Below are 21,250 nucleotides of genomic sequence, written 5' to 3'. Positions count from 1 at the left end.
CAACCATGGTCGCCTGCTGCCAGGCACTGTTTTTGCGTGGCAATTATTTCGAACACGTCCTACAGTACCGACTGCCCCCCGTCACAACCGCTGCCGCTCGGCTGCCTGGTGAGTCACCCGTGACCGAAACCGCTCTGCAAAAGCTTCTTCTCAAGCGTTTCCTGCTGGCTGCCGGCAGTTACCTGCTGGTGCTGCTGCTGGCCTGGGTCGCCGTGCTGGGCGGGCATGTGCAGGCGCCGGTGCCGGTCATCGGCGCGAGCAGTGTGCTGCTGTTGCTCAACCTGGCGTGGCTGGGCTGGGTGTTTGCCAGTGGCGTCAACCTGCGCTGGCGCGACCCCAGCCTCACGGAGTTCCAGGTGCTGCTGGCAGCGGCCTGGCAAACCTGGCTGCTGGCCAACCTGGACCAGGCCCGTGGCACCTTCCTGGTGCTGTACCCGTTGATCCTGATGTTCGGCCTGTTCCACCTCAACGGCCGTTCGTTCACCCGCTGCGCGCTGGTGGTGCTGTGCAGCTTTCTCGGCCTGAACCTGTGGGAGTGGGGCAACGGGCGCCTGTCGGACCCGGCGCTGGCGGCGTTGCAGGTATGCACGCTGTTCGTGGTGCTGTGCTGGTTGTGCCTGTATGCCCGCTACGTGCAGGCCTCGCGCCAGCGCATGCGCCAGCGCCGCATCGCCCTGCAGGCGCACCAGGACACCCTGCGCGGCATGATGGGGCAACTGGAGGAACTGGTGGCCACCGACGAGCTGACCGGCCTATTCAACCGCCGGCATTTTCTGCGCCTGGCCAGCGATGCCCTGGCCAGCATGCCCATGGGGAGCCGGCATGGTCTGGCGCTGATCGACCTGGACCATTTCAAGCGCATCAACGACGCCCACGGGCATGCGGTCGGCGACCGGGTACTGCAGGCCTTTGCCCAGGTTGCCAGCGAGCACCTGTGCGACGCCGCGGTGCTGGCCCGCTATGGCGGCGAGGAGTTCGTGCTGCTGTTGCCTGATTGCACGGCCCAGGCCCTGGAACATTGCTGCGAGCGTCTGCGTCAGGCCTTCGGTGCGTTGCCCTCGGCGGCGATGCAGGGGCAGGTGGGGCCCTTGAGCCTGTCGGTCGGCATGACCCTGCTGACAGCCGAGGATGACCTGGACAATGCATTGCACCGTGCCGACCAGGCGCTGTACCGCGCCAAGCGCAGTGGCCGAAATCGCTGTGTGCCGGCCTGGGAGGTGGTGGATGCCTGAGTTGTGCGTAGGTGAGCGCAGTTGGCAGGTGGCCGAGGGCAGCAACCTGCTGGATGCGCTGAACGAGGCTGGCGTGGGCGTGCCCTACAGCTGCCGGGCGGGGAGCTGCCATGCATGCCTGGTGCGCTGTCTGGCGGGTGTGCCGGGTGATGCCAGGCCCGATGCGCTGAGCGAAGGCAAGCGCCTGGAGGGCTGGCGGCTGGCCTGCCAGTGCCGGGTCGAGAGTGACCTGCAGGTGGCGGTGTTCGACCCGGTGCGCGATGGGGCGCCGGCGCGGGTCGTTGCGCTGGACTGGCTGGGCGCGCAGGTGCTGCGCCTGCGCCTGCAACCGGACAGGCCGTTGCGTTATCAGGCGGGGCAGCATCTGGTGCTGTGGAGCGCGCAGGGTGTTGCGCGACCGTATTCGCTGGCCAGCGTGCCGGGCGAGGATGAATGGCTCGAATTTCACCTGGATTGCCGGCATGCCGGGGCGTTCTGCAGCGCGGCGCAGGGGTTGCAGGTGGGCGACCTGGTGCGCCTGGGGGAGTTGCGCGGTGGCGCGCTGCATTACGATCCGGATTGGCAGGCCCGGCCGTTGTGGCTGCTGGCGGCGGGTTCCGGGCTGGCGCCACTGTGGGGGATTGTGCGCGAGGCGCTGCGTCAGGAGCATCAGGGGGCGATCAGGGTGGTGCATGTGGCGAGCGAGGCGGGTGGGCATTACCTGCAGCGGGAGCTGGATGACCTGGCGCGGCGGTACCCGCAGGTGGAGGTGCAGTTGCTGATACCGGAGGAGTTGGGGCCGATGCGTCTGGCATCGCGTCAGACGATTGCGCTGGCTTGTGGCTCTGCGTCGAGTGTGGAGCGGTTTGCGCGTGGGATGTTTCTGGCGGGGTTGCCGCGTAATCAGCTGTTTGCGGATGTATTCGTGGGGCATGCCTGAGCTCCTGTTCCCATAAGGAGGTACTGCAGGCTCCTGCGGCGTTTGCGCTGGCCTTGGCTCTGGCTCTGGCTCTTGATCTGCTTTTGATTTTGATCTTCCGTCCCCCAGAAGGCCGAGTGGAGGTGTCGTGCAGGGGGCGGGGCGAAGCCCCTTCGGCGTTAGCCGAAGCGAGCGACTGTTAGAGTTGCTTGCAACTCGGGTCGCGTGCCCCCGGATCGGCGCCGGAGGGAGGGGACCCGTAGCGAAGCGTAGGGCCTGATGATGGACGGAGCGGTTTTGCTTACTTTTTCCAAGAAAAAAGTAAGCCGCTGTAAGAGCGGAAGGGGCCCTCGGCGTCTGTATTCATGTTGGATATGCTCGCTGTCATTGGAACCACTGATCCAGTTGAGAGATTATCCAGCCTGAATGGCGATTCCACTCGGCCTTCTGAAGGGCCGGCAGATCAAAGCCAGATTAAGACCAAGATCACCGGCACCGGCACCGGCGTATCGGCACCCATAAAAAAGCCCCGCCATCAAGGCGGGGCTCTAGTGACAACCGGTCAGCTTCAGACCAACGGATCACCGACATGCAGAATCTTCATGCCATTGGTGCCACCGATGGTGTGGTAGCTGTCACCCTTGGTCAGGATGACCCAGTCACCTTGCTCGACCACGCCACGCTTGAGCAGCTCGTCCACCGCCGCCTGGCTGACTTGCTCCGGCGCCAGCGCCGCAGGGTCGAACGGTACGGTGTACACGCCACGGAACATCGCAACCCGCGCCTGGGTCTCGCGGTGCGGCGAGAAGGCGAAGATCGGGATCGACGAACGAATACGCGACATGATCAGCGGGGTGTAGCCACTCTCGGTCAAGGCAATGATCGCCTTCACACCCGGGAAGTGGTTGGCGGTGTACATGGCCGCCAGCGCGATGCTCTCGTCGCAACGGCTGAACTGCGTGCCCATGCGGTGGCTGGAGGTCTTGCTGGTAGGGTGCTTCTCGGCGCCCAGGCAGATCCGCGCCATGGCCTGTACCGCCTCGAGCGGGTAGGCACCGGCAGCACTCTCGGCCGACAGCATTACCGCGTCGGTGTAGTCGAGCACGGCGTTGGCCACGTCGGACACTTCGGCACGGGTCGGCATCGGGTTCTGGATCATCGACTCCATCATCTGGGTCGCGGTGATCACCGCCTTGTTGTGGCGGCGTGCATGCAGAATGATCTTCTTCTGGATGCCCACCAGCTCGGCGTCGCCGATTTCCACACCCAGGTCACCACGGGCCACCATCACTGCATCACTGGCGCGAATCAGGCCGTCGAGGGTCTCGTCGTCGGCCACGGCTTCGGCACGTTCGATCTTGGCCACCAGCCAGGCCGTACCACCGGACTCGTCACGCAGGCGACGGGCGTATTCCATGTCGCTGGCATCACGCGGGAACGACACGGCCAGGTAGTCCAGGTCCATCTCGGCCGCCAGCTTGATGTCGGCCTTGTCTTTCTCGGTCAGGGCCGGGGCGGTCAGGCCGCCGCCGCGACGGTTGATGCCCTTGTGGTCCGACAGCGGGCCGCCGATCAGCACCACGCAGTGCAGGGCGTCGGCGCTGGCGGTTTCGACGCGCATGACCACGCGGCCGTCGTCGAGCAGCAGTTCGTCACCCACGCCGCAGTCCTTGACCAGGTCCGGGTAGTCGATGCCGACGATATCCTGGGTGCCTTCGGTGAGCGGGTGAGCCGTGGAGAAGGTGAAGCGGTCGCCGACCTTGAGTTCGATTCGCTTGTTGGCAAACTTGGCAATGCGGATCTTCGGCCCTTGCAGGTCGCCCAGCAGCGCGACGTGGCGGCCATGCTTGGCAGCGATGTCACGGATCATGCGGGCGCGAGCCTTGTGCTCGTCCGGGGTGCCGTGCGAGAAGTTCAAGCGAGCGACGTCCAGACCCGCAAGGATCAGTTGCTCGATAACTTCCGGCGAGTTGCTGGCGGGGCCAAGGGTGGCGACAATTTTGGTGCGGCGGATGGTCATGCACAGACTCCTGTAGTGAAGCGCAGCGAAAGGCTACTCCGGAAAATCGCTGTAGTCATTGTTCCTTTGCACTACCTTGGTGGGAGGAGGAGGGGCGGTTGAACGAGTGGCAAGCGGCAAGCGCAATGCAGTCCGCTTGCCGCTGTTCCTCCTATAGCTTTCAAGGAAAGCGCCGATACACTGCTCAGTAGAGGAGACCCCCCATGCGAGCCTTGATCGTTTTAGCCCTGGCGACCAGTGTCGTCGGTTGCACCCGCTGGTCGATGGACCATCACCTGAACAATGCCTACCGCGCCTATGATCGCGGCAACTGCGAGCAGGTCATGCTCGAGCTGTCGCAGGTCGACCGCACCAGCCGTGCGCGCCCGTTCATCCACCCCGAGGCGTCGATGCTGCGCGGTCAGTGCCTGGAGCGCCAGAAGCTCTATGTGGATGCGGCGCAGACCTACCAGTACATCATCACCCAGTACCCGCGCAACGAGTACGCCTACCGTGCCCGCGCCCGCCTGCAGACCCTCGAGCAGCTTGGCCACTATCGCCCCAATGGCGAGCCGGCCATCGCCCGTCCGGCCAGCAGCACCCCCTGGCGTTGATGGCCGCGCAACGACGTCGATACTGACGTTAATACTAAAGTGCGCGGGTCCGAATGTGACGGGGCAGTCAGGTTGCGCTAGGCTTGTGAGGTACATGCGGTACACCAGAACGATCCAGCGCGACCCTGCTCAAGGGTCTTCGACAGCGACTCCTATCATGTTTACCGAACGTCGAATCGAGCGTCACCTGCTCCCGTATTACCTCAAGGTCTTCAACCGGTTTACCGGGTTGCCCATCGGTTATCTGGGCAATGTGTCCGAAGACGGCCTGATGCTGATCAGCGACCTGCCACTGCTGGTGGGCCCCGATTTCGAACTGCAGCTCAAGGTGCCCGGGCGCGCCGGTGCGCTGCACGTGATCAACCTCACCGCCAGCTGCCTGTGGTGCCACGAAGACGAGAACCCGGGGCACTACGATTCCGGCTTCATGCTGCTGCAGGCCCCTCGCGAATACGACGAACTGGTGTCGTCGCTGCGCAACTATTTCAGCTTCCACCCGTTGAGTGCGTCGGCCTGAGGTAGACTCCCGGCAGATTTTCTGTTCAGGACGACGCCGTGAGCTCCAGCATTTTCTGGCACGACTATGAAACCACCGGTATCAACCCACGCAGCGACCGGCCCCTGCAGGTGGCAGGGGTGCGCACCGATCTGGACCTCAACGAGATCGAGCCGCCGGTCAACCTCTTCTGCCAACCCGCCGACGATATTCTGCCGCACCCTGCGGCGTGCCTGATAACCGGCATTACCCCGGCGCAGCTGGCCACCCAGGGTCTGTGCGAAGCCGAGTTCATGACTCGGGTGCACGCCGAGCTGGCGCGCCCGGGTACCTGCGGGGCCGGCTACAACTCGCTGCGTTTCGACGACGAAGTGACGCGTTACAGCCTGTATCGCAACTTTTTCGACCCCTATGCCCGCGAGTGGCAGGGCGGCAACAGCCGCTGGGACCTTATCGATGTGGTGCGCACTGCCTACGCCTTGCGCCCCGATGGCATGCAGTGGCCGCAGCGCGACGGCCAGGTGAGCCTGAAGCTGGAGTTGCTGACGGCGGCCAATGGCATCGATCACGGGCAGGCGCACGAGGCGCTTGCGGATGTGCGTGCCACGTTGGCAATGGCGCGCTTGATTCGCGAGAAGCAACCCAGGCTGTATGCATGGTTGTTCCAGTTGCGCAGCAAGCAGAAAGTCCTCGATCAAGTGCGTTTGTTGCAACCGCTTGTGCATATTTCCGGACGCTTTTCTGCGGCACGTAATTATCTTGGCGTGGTGCTGCCCCTCGCCTGGCATCCACGCAATCGCAATGCGCTGATTGTGTGCGACTTGCATCAGGATATCGCCCCATTGCTGACGGAAGATGCCGAAGTGTTGCGTCAGCGTCTGTACACCCGACGCGAGGAAATGTCCGAGGGACAATTGCCGGTACCGTTGAAATTAATTCAGATCAATCGCTGCCCGGTGGTCGCGCCCTTGAGTGTATTGCGCGGTGAAGATCAGCAACGCCTTGGCCTGGATATGACGTTGTATCAACAGCGCGCCGAGCAGTTGAGTGCCGCCCAGGCCGTGTGGCAGAACAAGTTGAGCGCTATTTATGACAGTCAGGAATTCGCCCCGAGCGAAGACCCCGAGCAACAGCTGTATGACGGGTTTATCGGTGATCGCGACCGACGCCTGTGTGAACAAGTAAGAACCGTGGAGCCCGAGCAATTAGCCACGGGTCAGTGGATGTTCGACGATGCACGATTGCCGGAGTTGCTGTTTCGCTACCGTGCGCGCAATTTTCCGCAGACCTTGGATGCACAGGAGCGCCAGCGTTGGCTCGGATTCTGCCAGCAGCGCCTGAGCGACCCGGCAATGGGCGCTCCGAATACCCTTGAAGGCTTCGAGCAGGCATTGCAGAGCGCCTGGCTGGATGCCGATGCCACGCAGCGCGAGTTGCTGGCGCAATGGCGAGCCCATGCCAGGAACTTGCGCGAACGGTTTGCCCTGCAGTAATTGCAGGCAATAAAAAACGCCAGCATGCTGGCGTTTTGGGCTGACCTGTAACCGGGTTACAGTGTCCAGCGATTAACCGAGCAGGGTCGCCCAGCCTTCTACTACGTCACCACCCCACTTGGCTTTCCACTCTTTGAGTGTCTTGTGGTTGCCACCTTTGGTTTCGATGACTTCGCCATTGTGCGGGTTCTTGTATTGCTTGACCTTGCGTGCACGCTTGGTGCCGGTGGTTTTAACCGGGCCGCGAGGGGCCTTGTTCAGTTTGGCCTCAGGGTCCAGCAGAGCAATAATGTCGCGCAGCGACTTGGAGTACTCGCCCATCAGCTCGCGCAGTTTGGCTTCAAACTCCAGCTCGGTTTTCAGCTTGTTGTCTTCGGACAGGTTCTTCAGGCGGGCTTGCAGTTCTTTGATGGCTTCTTCGGTAGCGCGGTATTCGTTGATCAGGGACATGAGGTATTCCTTGGAGGGAAGGGACGCAGGACAGCGGTGCAGCAATAATAGTCAGACACTTAATACAAGTAAACATTAAACCGCCGTCATTGCGGAATACCTTCATAATTGAAAGGGTATTGTGACGAGATACTCCCAATTATCCGCTTCAATTGTTAAATAACTTTAATGTGCCCTTGACGAGGTGCAAGCCCAGGCTGGCTGCGGTGTGAGGTTGTGATACACGGTATGCAATCACTACTGCAGTTTTTCCGGGCAGTCGTTAGAATACGCGCCTTTGCGAACTCTGGAGCCCCTCTCATGCGCACCTATCGGCTGGTGATCGCTTGCCCCGACCGTGTCGGCATCGTCGCCAAAGTCAGTAATTTTCTGGCGTCCCATAACGGCTGGATCACCGAAGCGAGCCATCATTCCGATGACCTGAGCGGCTGGTTCTTCATGCGTCACGAAATCCGTGCCGATACCCTGCCTTTCGGCATCGAGGCGCTGCGCGAAGCGTTCGCGCCGATTGCCGAAGAGTTTTCGATGGTGTGGCGCATTACCGACACCGACCAGAAGAAACGCGTGGTGCTGATGGCCAGCCGCGAGTCCCATTGCCTGGCCGACCTGCTGCACCGCTGGCACAGCAATGAGCTGGACTGCGATATCCCGTGCGTGATCTCCAACCACAACGACCTGCGTAGCATGGTCGAGTGGCACGGCATTCCGTTCTACCACGTACCGGTCGACCCGCAGAACAAGCAGCCGGCATTTGCCGAGGTGTCGCGCCTGGTCAAGGAGCATGCCGCCGACGTGGTGGTGCTGGCGCGCTACATGCAGATCCTGCCGCCACAGCTGTGCCAGGAATACGCCCAGCAGGTGATCAACATTCACCACAGCTTCCTGCCGTCGTTCGTGGGGGCCAAGCCGTATCACCAGGCGTCGATGCGAGGCGTGAAGCTGATCGGCGCCACCTGCCACTACGTGACCGAAGAGCTGGATGCCGGCCCGATCATCGAGCAGGACGTGGTGCGTGTGAGCCACAGCGACAGCATCGAGGACATGGTGCGTTTCGGTCGCGACGTCGAGAAGATGGTGCTGGCCCGCGGCCTGCGCTATCACCTGGAAGACCGCGTGCTGGTGCACGGCAACAAGACGGTGGTGTTCTAGGACCGCACCGGCCCTTCGCCAGCCTTGCTGGCGAAGGGCACAACGCGTGTCTACCGCCGTGCCAGGCGCAACCGCTCCAGCAGCGGCTTGCCCAGCAGGCAGACGAACACCGGGCCGCCCACCACCAGATAGAAGTAGTACGTCACCACCCGCCATATCAGAATCGCCGCTGCTGCGGTCGACTTGCCCACCATGGGCGTCAGCAGCGTCGCCGAGGTCAACTCCGCCGCGCCAGCCCCGCCGGGCAACAGGCTGAACTGGCCGGCACTCAGGGCGAGCATCTGCACCAGAAAGCTCGACACCCACTGCAGGTCTGCCCCCAGCCCGCGCAACACCAGGTACAGCACGCTGTAGCGCAACGCCCAGTGCAGGCAGGTGAGCCCGAACACCAGTGCCAGTACCCGCTTGGGCAGGCGCCAGGTGGCGGCAAACGCGCGAAAGAAGTGCAGCACCTTGCGCGCCCAGCGTCGGCACGTGGCGTCACGCACCTTCAACCGCCGCAGCAGACGGCCCATCGCACGCATCAACCCGCGGCGCCAGCGCAGTATCGCCAGCCCCGCCAGCAGGGCGGCGAACATCATCAGCGCACTGGCCAGCAGCATGCCCTGCATGCTTGCGCTGAAGCGGTGGAACAGCATGTAGATGACAATCCCGAACATCGCGCACAGGAAGAACACCAGGTCATTGAGCTGGTCCATGGCGAACACCGCGCTGCTCTGGGCCGGGCGCACCCGGTGCCTGGCCAGCAGGGCCACCAGCGCCAATGGCCCGCCGCTGCCGCCGGGGGTGGAGCAGATGGCGAACTCGGTGGCCATGATCACCCCCAGGCTGCGCACCCGCCCCAGCGCCGCCCCCTGGGTGCCGAGCAGCAGACGCAGGCGCAGGGCGTTGATGCACCAGCACAGCACGATCATGCCGAACAACCCCATCAGCAGCGCCAGCGGGAACCGCTGCAGGCGCGGCAGCAGGTCGCTGCCGCCCAGCAGCGTCGGTACCAGCAGCGCCAGCAGCAGGGCCAGCGTGAGCCAGCCCAGGCGAGTCATGCGCCGGGCCTGCTGGCCAGCCACGCCATCTTGGTCATGGGGGTACGGCCCTGCTGCAGCAGTTGCTGCAGGGTGTCGAGCCAGTAGCGGCGCGAATAGGCATGGCGCATGTCCACCGGGTGCAGCCCGAGGCGGATCGTGGCCGCCTGCTGCAGGCGTGCCCGGCGCGCCTCGCTGAGTACTTTCGACAGCCCGCGGCGCCAGGCACTGCGGGCGCTCCACACCAGCCCCGGGGCGTCGATGCGGCTGAAGTCGGGCAGGCGGAACAGGTGCTGCGGGTCGCTGGTGTAGTGCAGCGGGGTTTCGCGCAGGGCCTGGCGAGTGCCTTCGCTCATCAGCCAGGCCGGGGCAACGAAGCCGGTCAGCGGCCAATCGCAGGCCTGGAACAGCTCGATCCCGGCATTCAGGCGATGCAGCGCCTGGGCCTGGCCCAAGGCGTAGAACTCACCCTCCCAGGTATAGATGCGGCGCATGAAGTACTCGCGCGGCGAACGTGGCGGCGGGCCGTCGTCGGCATGGTAGTAGCCATGCAGGGCCAGTTCGTCGCCCCGGCTCAGTCGCCGCTCCAGCACCTGGCGAAAGGCCGGGGCCTGCTGCACAGGGTTGCGCCGGTGGAAGTCGGGTACCACCAGCAGGGTCATGGGGATGTCGCCCAGGGCGTCGACGGCTTCGACGAAGGGCTGGTAGTCGGGCCAGGTTTCCGGGGCCACGTCGTGCAGCACCAGCAGCACGCTGGGGTGCTGGTTGTGCAGGTCAGGCTGTTCAGGCATGGGCGCGCACCGGTTGCTCGTGATGGCCCAGCACGGCCCGATAGTGTTCGAGCAGGCCGCCGACCACCGTGTCCCAGGCGTAGTGCTGTTCGGCATGCCGGCGTGCCTGCTGCCCCAGTTGCGGTGCGCCGGCCTCGAACAGCTCGCGCACGGCGGCGGCCATCGCCTGGCCGTCGTTGGGCGTGCACAGCCGGCCGTAGCTCGGTTCGACGATTTCGGTAAAGGCCCCGGCCGCTACCGCCACCACCGGGATGCCGCTGGCCATGGCCTCGAGTATCACCAGCCCGAAGGTCTCCTGGTCGCCGGCGTGCAGCAGCGCATCGGCACTGGCCAGCAGGCGGGCGACCTGGGTGGCCGGGCAGAAGTGGTTGATGATGGTGACGTTGGCCGGCACGTTGCTGGGCATGTGCGAACCCACCAGCAGCAGGTGATAGTGCTTGCCCAGGCGTTTCATGCAGTCCAGCAGCACGGGCAGGTTCTTCTCCCGGGAGCCGCGCCCGGCGAACACCAGCAGGCGCGTGGTGTCGGCCAGCCCCAGTTCGGCGCGCAGGCCGGGGTCGCGATGATCGGGGTGGAAGGTCTGCAGGTCCACCCCGAGGCGCTGTACATGCACATTGCCGATGCCCAGCCCGCGCAGCTTGTCAGCCATCACCTGGCTGGGCGCCAGCACCCGGTCGAAGTTGCCGTACAGCTTGCTGACATAGGCTTCGACATTGGGCGTGAACCAGTGGCCCATGCGGTTGCCGACCAGCAGCGGCAGGTCGGAATGATAGAACCCGATCACCGGCACATCGAGCTGGCGCCGTGCATCGAGCGCGGCCCAGGCGGTGAGGTAGGGGTCGCCCACTTCGATCAGGTCCGGTTGCAGGTCATGCAGCACGTTGCGCCAGGGCGCCAGACGCAGCGGGAAGCGGTAGCCGTTGCCGAAGGGCAGGGCGGGGGCAGGCACCTGATAGATGCCATTGGCATGGCTGGCGCTGGCGCCGGGGATCAGCAGGCTGTGGCGAACGCCGGGGTTCAGGCCCAGGCGGCGGTGTTTGGCATCAAGATAGGTACGCACACCGCCACTGGCGGGGGCGTAGAACATGGTGATGTCAGCGATGTGCACGATCAGCATCCCTCCGAGACCGTCTTCAGGTTGTCATCGCGCATGGATATGCGGTGGATGACGCGCCCTAGGGTGGACCTCAGTGAAGGATAGTTTGTTCGATCATGTTGCGCGCCCGGCGAGCAAGCCGCCGGGCGCGCGCGGTCAGATGCGGAAGGTACCGACCAGGTGCTTGAGGCGGCCGGCCTGCTGTTCCAGGTCGGAACAGGCACGCAGGGTGGCCTGCAGGTTCTCCACGCCTTCCTGGTTGAGCATGTTGATTTCGTTGATGTCCATGTTGATCGACTCGACCACCGAGGTCTGCTCTTCGGTGGCGGTGGCCACCGACTGGTTCATGCCGTCGATCTCGCCGATACGCAGGGTCACGCTGCCCAGGCGTTCGCCGGCCTGGTTGGCGATCGAGACGCTGTCCTGGCTGTGGCGCTGGCTCTGGCTCATTGTGTCGACCGACTCGCGGGCGCCGACCTGCAGCTCTTCGATCATGCTCTGCACCTGTTGTGCCGACTCCTGGGTACGGTGTGCCAGGTTGCGCACTTCATCGGCCACCACGGCAAACCCGCGCCCGGCTTCACCGGCACGGGCCGCCTCGATGGCCGCGTTGAGGGCCAGCAGGTTGGTCTGTTGCGAGATGCTGGTGATCACTTCGAGGATCTGACCGATGTTCACGGTCTTGCTGTTGAGCGTCTCGATGTGCGAGCTGGAGGTGGAGATAAGGTCCGACAGACGGTTCATCGCCTGGATGCTGCGGTCTACCACCTGCTGGCCCTCTTCGGCCAGGTGGCGTGCAGAGCTGGCCTGCTGCGAGGCTTGCGCGGCGTTATGGGCGATTTCCTGGGCAGCGGCGCCCAGCTCGTTGATCGCGGCGGCCACGCTGTTGGTGCGGTTGGCCTGCTCGTCGGAGTTGACCATCGAGGAGTTGGAGGCGCTGACCACGCGCAGTGCCACTTCGTTGACCTGCTGGGTGGCCGAGGACACTTCGCGGATCGAGCTGTGGATACGCTCGACGAAGTGGTTGAAGGCGCGGCCCAGGGTGCCGAATTCGTCGTTGCTGTGGATGCTCAGACGCTTGGTCAGGTCGCCTTCGCCCTGGGCGATGTCTTCCATGGCGCGGGTCATGATGTGCAGCGGTTGCAGCAGCACGCGGATGAGCATGCCGAGCAGGGCGATGATGATGGCCACCGCAATCACGGTGACGATCACCGCCGAGGTGCGGAACTTGCTCAGCATCGCGTAGGCTTTTTCTTTATCGATCGAGAGACCGATGTGCCAGTTGGCCGATGGCAGGCCTTTGACCGGTGCGAAACTGAGGATACGGGTCTGGCCGTTGTTCTCGACCTCGGTCAGTTCCTTGGTCAGGCGCGGGGTGTTGTTCGGGTACAGGTCCGACAGCGACTTCATCACCAGGTCCTTGTCCGGGTGCACCAGGATCTTGCCTTGGTCGTTCACCAGAAACGCGTAACCCATGCCGCCGAAATTCAGGGAGTTGATGATCTTGACCAGGGCGTCCAGCTCCATGTCGCCACCGACCACGCCCAGTTCGCGCGACACTGTGGCGTTCATGCCGATCACCATCTTGCCGGTACTGATGTCCAGGTAGGGTTCGGTCAGGGTCGGGCCGTTGGCCGCCATGCTGTCCTTGTACCAGTCGCGGATGCGCGGATCGTAGCCGTCAGGCATCTGGATCACCGGGCGCACGGTGAAGCCGCCGTCGGTCTTGCCCATGTACACCGTGATGAAGCTCGACGCCAGCACCTTCTGGTCCAGCAGCGAATCGAGGTTGCCGGGAGCTGCCGCGATGTTCTGTGCCAGGTTCTCTACCAGCAGCAGGCGTCCTTCGAAGAGGTTCTTGATGTTGGTCGAGGCGGCATCGCCCATTTCGCCGACATAGTTTTCCAGATCTTCGTGAATCGCATTACGCTGCAGGTAATCGTTGTAGAGAGTAAAGAGGGTGAAGGCCACAAGGACGATCAGGGAAGCAGCCAGCAAGATCTTATGGCTGAAACGGAAGCTTTTATTCATGGCGTATTGGGTCCGCTAAGGTCTTTATATCCGGGTCATTCGCACAAAGGCATCTTGAAAGCAGTGCAGTTCCCATGTCCTTGTCGGGCTTTTCCTGACTTTCTGGGTGAAACATCAACACTTGGTATCGGCCGAGTACTACTAAAGCTTGAACAGAGGGTGAAAAAACATGCCTGACTCTTCGCAGTTCATTCTCGGTGCGGACCTGGCGGGGCAGCCGGTGTGCCAGGCCATGCGCCTGGCCAACCGTCACGGACTGGTTGCCGGGGCCACCGGCACCGGCAAGACCGTGACCTTGCAGCACCTGGCCGAGGCCTTCAGCGATGCCGGCGTGGCGGTGTTCGCTGCCGACGTCAAAGGCGACCTGTGCGGCCTGGGTGCGGTGGGCAGCCCGCAGGGCAAGGTGGCCGAGCGGATTGCCGGCATGCCCTGGCTCGAGCATCGGCCGCAGGCGTATCCGGTGACCCTGTGGGATGTGCACGGCAAGTCCGGGCACCCGTTGCGCACGACCTTGAGCGAAATGGGCCCGTTGCTGCTGGGCAACCTGCTCGAACTCAACGACAGCCAGCAGGCGGCGCTGTATGCGGCGTTCAAAGTGGCCGATCGCGAGGGCCTGTTGCTGCTGGACATCAAGGACCTCAAGGCGCTGCTCGGCCACCTCAAGGACAACCCGCAGGTGCTCGGCGAAGACAGTGCGCTGATGACCAGCGGTTCCAGCCAGGCCCTGTTGCGGCGCCTGGCGACCCTGGAGCAGCAAGGGGCCGAGGCTCTGTTCGGTGAGCCGGCGTTGCAGTTGCCAGACCTGCTGCAGCCTGCTGCCGACGGGCGCGGGCGCATCCACCTGCTCGATGCCAGCCGCCTGGTGCACGAGGCGCCGAAGGTGTATGCGACCTTCCTGCTGTGGTTGCTGGCGGAGCTGTTCGAGCAGTTGCCCGAGCGTGGCGATGCGGACAAGCCTCTGCTGGCGCTGTTTTTCGATGAGGCGCACCTGTTGTTCAGCGGCACGCCCAAGGCCTTGCAGGATCGTCTGGAACAGGTGGTGCGGTTGATTCGTTCCAAGGGGGTGGGGGTGTATTTCGTGACTCAGTCGCCGGGCGACCTGCCGGACGATGTGCTCGCCCAGCTCGGCCTGCGTATCCAGCATGGCTTGCGTGCGTTCACGGCCAAGGAGCAGAAGTCGCTGCGGGCGGTGGCCGATGGGTTTCGGCCGAACCCGGCGTTCGACACCCTGGCGGTGCTGACCGAGCTTGGCATTGGCGAGGCGTTGGTGGGCACCCTGCAGGACAAGGGCACGCCGGGCATGGTCGAGCGGGTACTGATCGCGCCGCCGCAATCGCGCATCGGGCCGTTGAGCGAGGCCGAGCGGGCGGCGCTGATTGCGGCGTCGCCGTTGCAGGGGCGCTATGACAAGCCGATCGATCGGGAGTCGGCGTACGAGATATTGATGGCGCGCAAGGGGCAGGTGCCATCGGCGCAGCAGGCGCCGGCTGAGGAAAGCCTGGCCGACAAGGCCGGGGAGTTCTTGCAGAGCGCGGCGGGGCAGGCGATCAAGTCGGCGGTGCGCCAGGCGGCCAATCAGTTCGGACGGCAACTGGTGCGGGGCTTGATGGGCTCACTGCTGGGGGGCAGCAAGCGCCGCTGACAAGGCGTCGAGGCAGTGGAGTTGCCGGTTCGCCGGCAAGTTCTCAAGCGGGCCCGAAGGCACCGAGCCGGTACCCTGCGCAGGCTCGGCAGGTTGTGCCAAGGGGCCGCAGCAGTGCTCGCAGCTTCGTGTATAGGCCGTGTCGGGTGTGAGCAGTTGGCCTGCGCACAGCAGCACGCCCTGACCGTCGGGCAGCAACGTGGCGCTGTGGGAGAAACGCGGTTCGTTCAGCTCGCTGCCCAGCACCCATGCATCCTTGCGTGGGTCGTACAGCTCGGTGCTGGGGCGGTAGGGCAGTCTGGTATGGCCGGCCACCAGCAGCCGACCATCGGGCAGCAACGTGGCGGTGTGCCCCTGGTGTCCACGCTGCATGGGCGGGCCACTTCGCCAGGTATTGGTTAGCGGATCGTACAAAAACGATTCCAGTGCACTTTCACCAAACGGCATGCAGGTGCCGCCCGCCACCATCACCTGGCCATTGTTCAGCAGCGTGGCCGTATGCTGCATGCGGGGGGCAGGCAATGGCCTGGTCGGCTCGAACCGCCCGGTCTGCGGGTCGAAGAGTTCACAGTGGGTCAGTGCCTGGTCGGGGGCATAGCCGCCGATAATCAGCACCTTGCCGGAATCGAGCAACGTGGCGCTGTGGGTCATGCGTGCCTGACTGCGCTCACCGAGCTGATACCACTCGTCGCTGGCGACGTCGTACAGCTCGACGATGTCGAGCACTTTACCGGTATCGCCCTTGAGGTGGTTGCCGCCGATGACAAGCACCTTGTTCGTGCCGCCCCACAATGACGTAGCGGTGTGGCTGAAGCGGGCAACCTGGAGGCTGCGCAGCGTTGTCCAGCATGAGCGGATGGGGTCGAAACGCTCGACGTGGTCGCTGGCTTCCCCGGTTTGCGAGCCGCCCACCAGCAGAAAGGACCTGTCGTCGAGAGTGACCGTGAGTTGCGAGAATGCCGCCTTCTGCTTGGGGGGCTGATGCGTCCATTCGCGCTGCTCAAAGCTGAAGCGTTCCACGCTGTCGGTGGCAAGCCCGCCATTGGTGATGCCGCCGGCAACCAGTACATCGCCATTGGGCAAACGCATGGCGCTGTGCAGGGCCCGGGCGATGAGCATGGCGCCAGCGCAAGCGTGGATATGGCCGTCCTTCGACATGTGCATTCTCCTTGTCGGCGTGAAAAGGAGGGTGCGCTGCAGGTGGCCCATCGTCTACTGACATAAATGACAGTGCGTTTGCGCAGGGCCATGAAAAAGGGCCAGCCAACTGAATGGCTGACCCTTCTGCGGTACTGCGTTATTTCAACCGATGGCTTTGGACGCCAACCAGAACAACCCCGCCGACAAGGCGATGGTCGCCGGCAGGGTCAGCACCCAGGCCAGCAGAATGGTGCGCACGGTGCCGCCTTGCAGGCCGCTCTTGTTCGCCACCATGGTCCCGGCCACACCCGACGACAGCACGTGGGTGGTCGACACCGGCAGGCTGAAGATGTTGGCCGCGCCAATCGCGCAGGCTGCGGTGATCTGCGCCGACATGCCCTGGGCATAGGTCATGCCCTGCTTGCCGATCTTCTCGCCAATGGTCAGTACCACACGCTTCCAGCCCACCATGGTCCCCAGGCCCAGGGCCAGGGCCACCGCCAGGATCACCCAGAACGGCGCGTACTCGGTGGTCGCGGTCAGGTCACGACGCAGTTTGTCCAGGTCGGCCTTTTCACGTGCTTCCAGGCCTGGCAACTTGCTGACCTTTTTCGCCGTGTCATCCAGGCACAGCAGGTAACGCCGCACTTCCACGCGCTTCTCGGCAGTCAGCGAATGGTAGTCCGCCACGCCGTTGAGCGACTGCTGCAGCGCGGTGATGGTCGGCTCGGTCTGTTGCGGATTGCAGCTGAACTGCTCCGGCAGGTCACCGGCCTTGGCCTTGCCCAGTGCCAGGAATTCGCCCAGGGTTTCGCTGTTGCGCTGGTAGAACTGGCTCAGGTGCAGGGTCGCGTCACGGGTACGTTCGATCTGGTAGGTAGTGCTGTTCAGGTCCAGCACGAACTGCGCCGGTACGATGCCGATCAGCACCAGCATGATTAGGCCGATACCTTTCTGACCATCGTTGGAACCGTGTACGAAGCTGACGGCCATGGCCGAAATGACCAGTACCAGGCGGTTCCAGAACGGCGGGTGCTTCTTGTCGTCGAGCTTGCGGCGCTGTTCAGGCGTCTTGTGCATCTTCGACAGCGGGCGCCACCACTTCAGGCCGATCAGCACCAGCGCGGCCACGGCAAAGCCGGCCATGGGCGAGAGCACCAGCGACATGCCGATGTCGATTGCCTTCTGCCAGTTGACCCCGTCACCCAGTGGAATGTCGTTGAGCAGCGCGTTGGCCAGGCCCACGCCCAGGATCGAGCCGATCAGGGTGTGCGAGCTGGACGCCGGGATGCCGAAGTACCAGGTACCCAGGTTCCACGCGATGGCCGCGGCCAGCAGCGAGAAGACCATGGCCAGGCCATGCCCGGTGTTCACATTGATCAGCAGCTCAACCGGCAGCAGGTGCACGATGGCATACGCCACCCCGACTCCGCCCAGCAGGACGCCAAGGAAATTGAACACGCCGGAAAAGAACACGGCCAGGTGCGGCGGCATGGCTTTGGTATAGATGACAGTCGCTACCGCATTGGCGGTGTCATGAAAGCCATTGATGAACTCGAAGGCGAGCACGAAGGTCAAGGCGAGCAACAGGCTCACCAGTACCCAGGCATCAAGTCCGCTGAATAAATCGATCATGAAGGAATTCTGACCCGGTCATAAGGGGGCGCGATTATGCCAGAAATCCTGGGTAATCGATGCACTAGGTGCTGACCGGTCGGGGCGCTTTTGCGGGGGGGCAGGGCACTGCAGGAGGGGAGGGTAATCGAGAAAGATCGGCAAAAATCAGAAAAAATAACGCGAACGGTCAAGAAAAAACCGATGTTTTCCACGGCTGAATAATTCAAACGACCGTATTAAATTTGTGAGATTACGTAACGGTTTCATCTTCGACGCCGCAAGGGTCGCCCAAGGCACCGTCTTCGTGCCGGTGCCGTGCCCAGGGGCGGGCGCTTTGTCCGAGGGTCAGGGCTCCTGTGGGCTGAGCTCCTTTTCGATCTTTTGCAGTTCCACGGCAAATGCCTGGTCCAGCAGGCTGGCACGTTTGCGCCAGGGTTTGCGTTCGGGGTCTGGTTGGGCGGCGTATGTGGTGACTTCTCCGCCATAAACGTCCTTGTAACGTTGTTCCTGGCGCTCGAGTTCAGCGCGCAGTTCATCTTTCGTCACAGTGTTTCCTGAAGTTGGAGTTGATGCCGATTTCAACACAAGCACGTTTAACCCGACGACAGCGGCACAGGCCATTGTGTCGAGCGTCTATATAAGACGAGGGTGATTGCAGTTGAATGGCTGTTTTACACCTTCTGTCGGGGCCTGTCAGCCCGGCAGAAGCAAAAACGGCCTTGCTGGTGGGCAAGGCCGTGCCTGGGACTTCTACGGTGGGTACCTGACCAGTCTCTCCAAGAAGCCACATGTGGCAGGCGAAAGGTATAAGCAATTGTAGGTATCGGTCAATTGCGATTATCGGCCGATGGTTCGATAATCGCCCAAGTGAAGTTTGCCGAGGTGAGTCATGAGTGAAGAAACAGGGGGCAAAGGCCCAGGCCTGAACGACAACGTGCGCAGCTCTTTCGCTTCGTTGGCGCCGCCCATCGTGGCCTCGCCGGCCAAGCGCATCCAGGCGTTCACCGGCGACCCGGATTTCATGACGTCGCTGGCGCGGGGCCTGGCGGTGGTGCAGGCGTTCCAGGAGCGCAAGCGGCACCTGACCATCGCCCAGATCAGCCACCGCACCGAGATCCCGCGGGCGGCGGTTCGCCGTTGCCTGCACACGCTGATCAAGCTCGGCTATGCCACCACCGACGGGCGCACCTATTCATTGCTGCCCAAGGTGCTGACCCTGGGTCATGCCTACCTGTCCTCGACGCCATTGGCGGTATCGGCGCAGCCGTACCTGGACCGCATGAGCGACCAGCTGCACGAGGCCTGCAACATGGCCACCCTCGAAGGTGACGACATTCTCTACATCGCCCGCTCGGCGACGGTGCAGCGCCTTATTTCGGTGGACCTGTCGGTGGGCGGGCGCCTGCCGGCCTATTGCACCTCGATGGGGCGCATCCTGCTGGCGGCGCTGGACGACGCCACCCTGCACGAATACCTGGAGCACGCCGACCTGCAGGCCAAGACCAGCCGTACCGTGCACGACCCGGCAGCCTTGCTGGAAATCCTCCAGCAGGTGCGCGAGCAGGGCTGGTGCGTGGTCGACCAGGAGCTGGAGCAGGGCCTGCGTTCGATCGCGGTGCCGGTGTACGACGCCTCCGGCCAGGTGCTGGCGGCGCTGAACATCAGCACCCACGCCGGGCGGGTGAGTCGCAGCGAGCTGGAACAGAAGTTCCTGCCGATCATGGTGGCGGCCAGCCGCGACCTGAGTACCCAGCTGTTCAGTTGAATGCGTCGAGCGGTTCCTGTTCGATAAACGCACAGTCTTGCGTTTATCGAATTGCGCCGCGTCGCGCGCCTTATTAATGTCCCTCGCATCAAGTGGCCCCTGACGGCCTCCAATAATAATGAGCGAGAGAACACCCCATGACCTGCACCCTGTCCTGCTTCAGCCTGTACCTGCCCGCCTGCCGGCTGCACGGTAGCTGACCCTTTCCAAAAGACCCGTACCCGACCGTCTGTGCCGTTCACGCGCGCACCCGCACACTCGCGCGCATCTTCTGGATAAAAACAATGAATAGTCCCCAAGCTGCTGTTGGAAACTGCCTGGATGTGCAGTCGTTCATCAATGCCCAGCCGTTGTCGCGTTACCAATGGCGGGTGGTCATCCTGTGCTTTCTGATCGTGTTCCTCGACGGCCTGGACACCGCCGCGATGGGCTTCATTGCCCCGGCACTGTCCCAGGACTGGGGCATCGACCGCGCCAGCCTGGGCCCGGTGATGAGCGCCGCGCTGATCGGCATGGTGTTCGGTGCGCTGGGCTCGGGGCCGCTGGCCGACCGTTTCGGGCGCAAGGTGGTGCTGGTGGGCGCGGTGTTGCTGTTCGGCGCGTTCAGCCTGGCCTCGGCCTATGCCACCAACGTCGACCAGTTGCTGGTGCTGCGCTTTCTGACCGGCCTGGGCCTGGGCGCCGGCATGCCGAACGCCACCACGCTGCTGTCCGAATACACCCCCGAGCGGCACAAGTCGTTGCTGGTCACCAGCATGTTCTGCGGCTTCAACCTGGGCATGGCCGGTGGCGGGTTCATTTCCGCCAAGCTGATCCCGATGTTCGGCTGGCACAGCCTGCTGCTGATCGGCGGCATCCTGCCGCTGCTGCTGGTGGTGGTACTGATGGTGTGGCTGCCGGAGTCGGCGCGTTACCTGGTGGTGCGCAACAAGGGCACCGACCGGGTACGCCGCACATTGGCGCCGATCGAGCCGGGCATCGTCAACCAGGCTGCGAGCTTCAGCGTGCCGGAACAGAAGACGGTCAAGGCGCGCAACGTGTTCGCGGTGATCTTCTCGGGCACCTACAGCGTCGGCACGCTGCTGTTGTGGCTGACCTATTTCATGGGCCTGGTGATCGTCTACCTGCTGACCAGCTGGCTGCCCACGCTGATGCGTGACAGCGGCGCGAGCATGGAGCAGGCGGCGTTCATCGGTGCGCTGTTCCAGTTCGGCGGCGTGCTCAGCGCGGTGGCGGTAGGCTGGGCGATGGACCGCTACAACCCGCACAAGGTGATCGGCACCTTCTACCTGCTGGCCGGGGTGTTCGCCTACGCGGTGGGCCAGAGCCTGGGCAACATCACGCTGCTGGCGACCCTGGTGCTGATTGCCGGCATGTGCGTGAACGGGGCGCAGTCGGCGATGCCGTCGCTGGCGGCGCGCTTCTACCCCACCCAGGGCCGCGCCACCGGCGTGTCGTGGATGCTGGGCATCGGCCGGTTTGGCGCGATTCTCGGGGCCTGGATGGGCGCCACGTTGCTGGGCCTGGGCTGGAACTTCGAACAGGTGCTGACGGCCCTGGTGATCCCGGCCGCGATCGCGACGGTGGCGGTGGTGATCAAGGGTGTGGTGAGCCACGCTGACGCGACCTGACCGGCTGGCAGTAGCGCCCCTATCGCGGGTCAAGCCCGCTCCCACATGGATCTCCACCGTACCTGTGGGAGCGGGCTTGACCCGCGATGGTTTGTGGATCCTTAGCACAACAACAATACGTTCGGTAATCGAACGCTATGGCGATTATCGGATTGTACGGCCCAGTGCGCCGCCTTAATCTGAG

At 63.6% G+C, this 21,250-nt stretch carries 18 protein-coding genes; 9 read left to right on the top strand and 9 right to left on the bottom strand.

Annotation, left to right across the window (positions count from 1 at the left end):
* The first annotated feature begins 119 nt into the window (after positions 1-119).
* Positions 120-1,232, top strand: a complete 1,113-nt coding sequence (locus N0B28_RS21110) for a GGDEF domain-containing protein (RefSeq protein ID WP_043862120.1) — start codon at positions 120-122, stop codon at positions 1,230-1,232.
* A complete protein-coding gene (locus tag N0B28_RS21105; RefSeq protein WP_275728552.1) occupies positions 1,225-2,151 on the top strand; it encodes an iron-sulfur-binding ferredoxin reductase in 927 nt (308 codons plus the stop codon). Before N0B28_RS21110 ends, N0B28_RS21105 begins: the two co-directional genes overlap by 8 nt.
* Before the next feature lie 547 nt (positions 2,152-2,698).
* Here the strand turns inward: N0B28_RS21105 and pyk are convergent.
* Positions 2,699-4,150 (bottom strand): pyruvate kinase, encoded by a 1,452-nt coding sequence (gene pyk, locus N0B28_RS21100; RefSeq protein ID WP_043862122.1) that lies wholly within the window; start codon positions 4,148-4,150, stop codon positions 2,699-2,701.
* 203 nt (positions 4,151-4,353) lie between these two features.
* Here pyk and N0B28_RS21095 point away from each other — a divergent pair, with 203 nt between their 5' ends.
* The 3 genes from N0B28_RS21095 (at position 4,354) to sbcB (ending at position 6,732) form a co-directional block, all read left to right on the top strand.
* Positions 4,354-4,743: a lipoprotein gene (locus tag N0B28_RS21095; RefSeq protein WP_043862123.1), complete on the top strand. Its 390-nt coding sequence runs from the start codon at positions 4,354-4,356 to the stop codon at positions 4,741-4,743.
* A 157-nt stretch (positions 4,744-4,900) separates the two neighbouring features.
* A complete protein-coding gene (locus N0B28_RS21090) occupies positions 4,901-5,260 on the top strand; it encodes a PilZ domain-containing protein (RefSeq protein WP_043862124.1) in 360 nt (119 codons plus the stop codon).
* Between the two features lie 38 nt (positions 5,261-5,298).
* The gene (gene sbcB / locus N0B28_RS21085; RefSeq protein WP_058540898.1) at positions 5,299-6,732 is read left to right on the top strand and encodes an exodeoxyribonuclease I; all 1,434 of its coding nucleotides are present in this window, start codon (positions 5,299-5,301) and stop codon (positions 6,730-6,732) included.
* 72 nt (positions 6,733-6,804) lie between these two features.
* Here sbcB and mvaT read toward each other — a convergent pair whose 3' ends face one another.
* Positions 6,805-7,182, bottom strand: a complete 378-nt coding sequence (gene mvaT, locus N0B28_RS21080; RefSeq protein ID WP_043862126.1) for a histone-like nucleoid-structuring protein MvaT — start codon at positions 7,180-7,182, stop codon at positions 6,805-6,807.
* Positions 7,183-7,482: 300 nt separating this feature from the next.
* Here mvaT and purU point away from each other — a divergent pair, with 300 nt between their 5' ends.
* Complete coding sequence (gene purU, locus N0B28_RS21075; protein WP_043862127.1) at positions 7,483-8,331, top strand: formyltetrahydrofolate deformylase; 849 nt, start codon at positions 7,483-7,485, stop codon at positions 8,329-8,331.
* Between the two features lie 50 nt (positions 8,332-8,381).
* Here the strand turns inward: purU and N0B28_RS21070 are convergent, their stop codons facing one another.
* The 4 genes from N0B28_RS21070 to N0B28_RS21055 form a co-directional block, all read right to left on the bottom strand.
* Positions 8,382-9,374: a lysylphosphatidylglycerol synthase transmembrane domain-containing protein gene (locus N0B28_RS21070; RefSeq protein WP_054914811.1), complete on the bottom strand. Its 993-nt coding sequence runs from the start codon at positions 9,372-9,374 to the stop codon at positions 8,382-8,384.
* A complete protein-coding gene (locus tag N0B28_RS21065; RefSeq protein WP_058540899.1) occupies positions 9,371-10,144 on the bottom strand; it encodes a polysaccharide deacetylase family protein in 774 nt (257 codons plus the stop codon). The genes N0B28_RS21070 and N0B28_RS21065 overlap by 4 nt, the downstream gene beginning before the upstream one ends.
* Positions 10,137-11,261: a glycosyltransferase family 1 protein gene (locus N0B28_RS21060; protein WP_116052210.1), complete on the bottom strand. Its 1,125-nt coding sequence runs from the start codon at positions 11,259-11,261 to the stop codon at positions 10,137-10,139. The genes N0B28_RS21065 and N0B28_RS21060 overlap by 8 nt, the downstream gene beginning before the upstream one ends.
* 135 nt (positions 11,262-11,396) lie before the next feature.
* Entirely contained in the window at positions 11,397-13,271 is a 1,875-nt protein-coding gene (locus N0B28_RS21055) for a methyl-accepting chemotaxis protein (RefSeq protein ID WP_043862131.1), read from the bottom strand.
* Positions 13,272-13,440: 169 nt separating this feature from the next.
* Between N0B28_RS21055 and N0B28_RS21050 the strand changes: the two genes are divergently transcribed.
* Positions 13,441-14,913 carry a helicase HerA-like domain-containing protein gene (locus tag N0B28_RS21050; protein WP_058540901.1) on the top strand — a complete coding sequence of 491 codons (1,473 nt, stop codon included), beginning with the start codon at positions 13,441-13,443 and terminating at the stop codon, positions 14,911-14,913.
* Here the strand turns inward: N0B28_RS21050 and N0B28_RS21045 are convergent.
* From N0B28_RS21045 to N0B28_RS21035, 3 genes are all read right to left on the bottom strand, one after another.
* Positions 14,884-16,071: a kelch repeat-containing protein gene (locus tag N0B28_RS21045; RefSeq protein WP_275728535.1), complete on the bottom strand. Its 1,188-nt coding sequence runs from the start codon at positions 16,069-16,071 to the stop codon at positions 14,884-14,886. The two genes, N0B28_RS21050 and N0B28_RS21045, sit on opposite strands and share 30 nt — an antisense overlap.
* Positions 16,072-16,215: 144 nt before the next feature.
* Positions 16,216-17,688: an inorganic phosphate transporter gene (locus tag N0B28_RS21040; RefSeq protein ID WP_043862134.1), complete on the bottom strand. Its 1,473-nt coding sequence runs from the start codon at positions 17,686-17,688 to the stop codon at positions 16,216-16,218.
* A 327-nt stretch (positions 17,689-18,015) separates the two neighbouring features.
* Positions 18,016-18,216 (bottom strand): hypothetical protein, encoded by a 201-nt coding sequence (locus N0B28_RS21035; protein ID WP_043860747.1) that lies wholly within the window; start codon positions 18,214-18,216, stop codon positions 18,016-18,018.
* Between the two features lie 343 nt (positions 18,217-18,559).
* Here N0B28_RS21035 and pcaR point away from each other — a divergent pair, with 343 nt between their 5' ends.
* The gene (gene pcaR / locus N0B28_RS21030; protein WP_173925037.1) at positions 18,560-19,435 is read left to right on the top strand and encodes a pca regulon transcriptional regulator PcaR; all 876 of its coding nucleotides are present in this window, start codon (positions 18,560-18,562) and stop codon (positions 19,433-19,435) included.
* 284 nt (positions 19,436-19,719) lie between these two features.
* Positions 19,720-21,066: an MFS transporter gene (locus tag N0B28_RS21025; protein ID WP_043860748.1), complete on the top strand. Its 1,347-nt coding sequence runs from the start codon at positions 19,720-19,722 to the stop codon at positions 21,064-21,066.
* Positions 21,067-21,250 lie beyond the last annotated feature (184 nt).

Source organism: Pseudomonas sp. SD17-1 (genome assembly GCF_029201585.1).
Taxonomy (GTDB): Bacteria; Pseudomonadota; Gammaproteobacteria; order Pseudomonadales; family Pseudomonadaceae; genus Aquipseudomonas; species Aquipseudomonas palmensis.
Note: the sequence above shows the minus strand (reverse complement) of the source record. Positions and strands in the feature narration are given on the sequence as shown.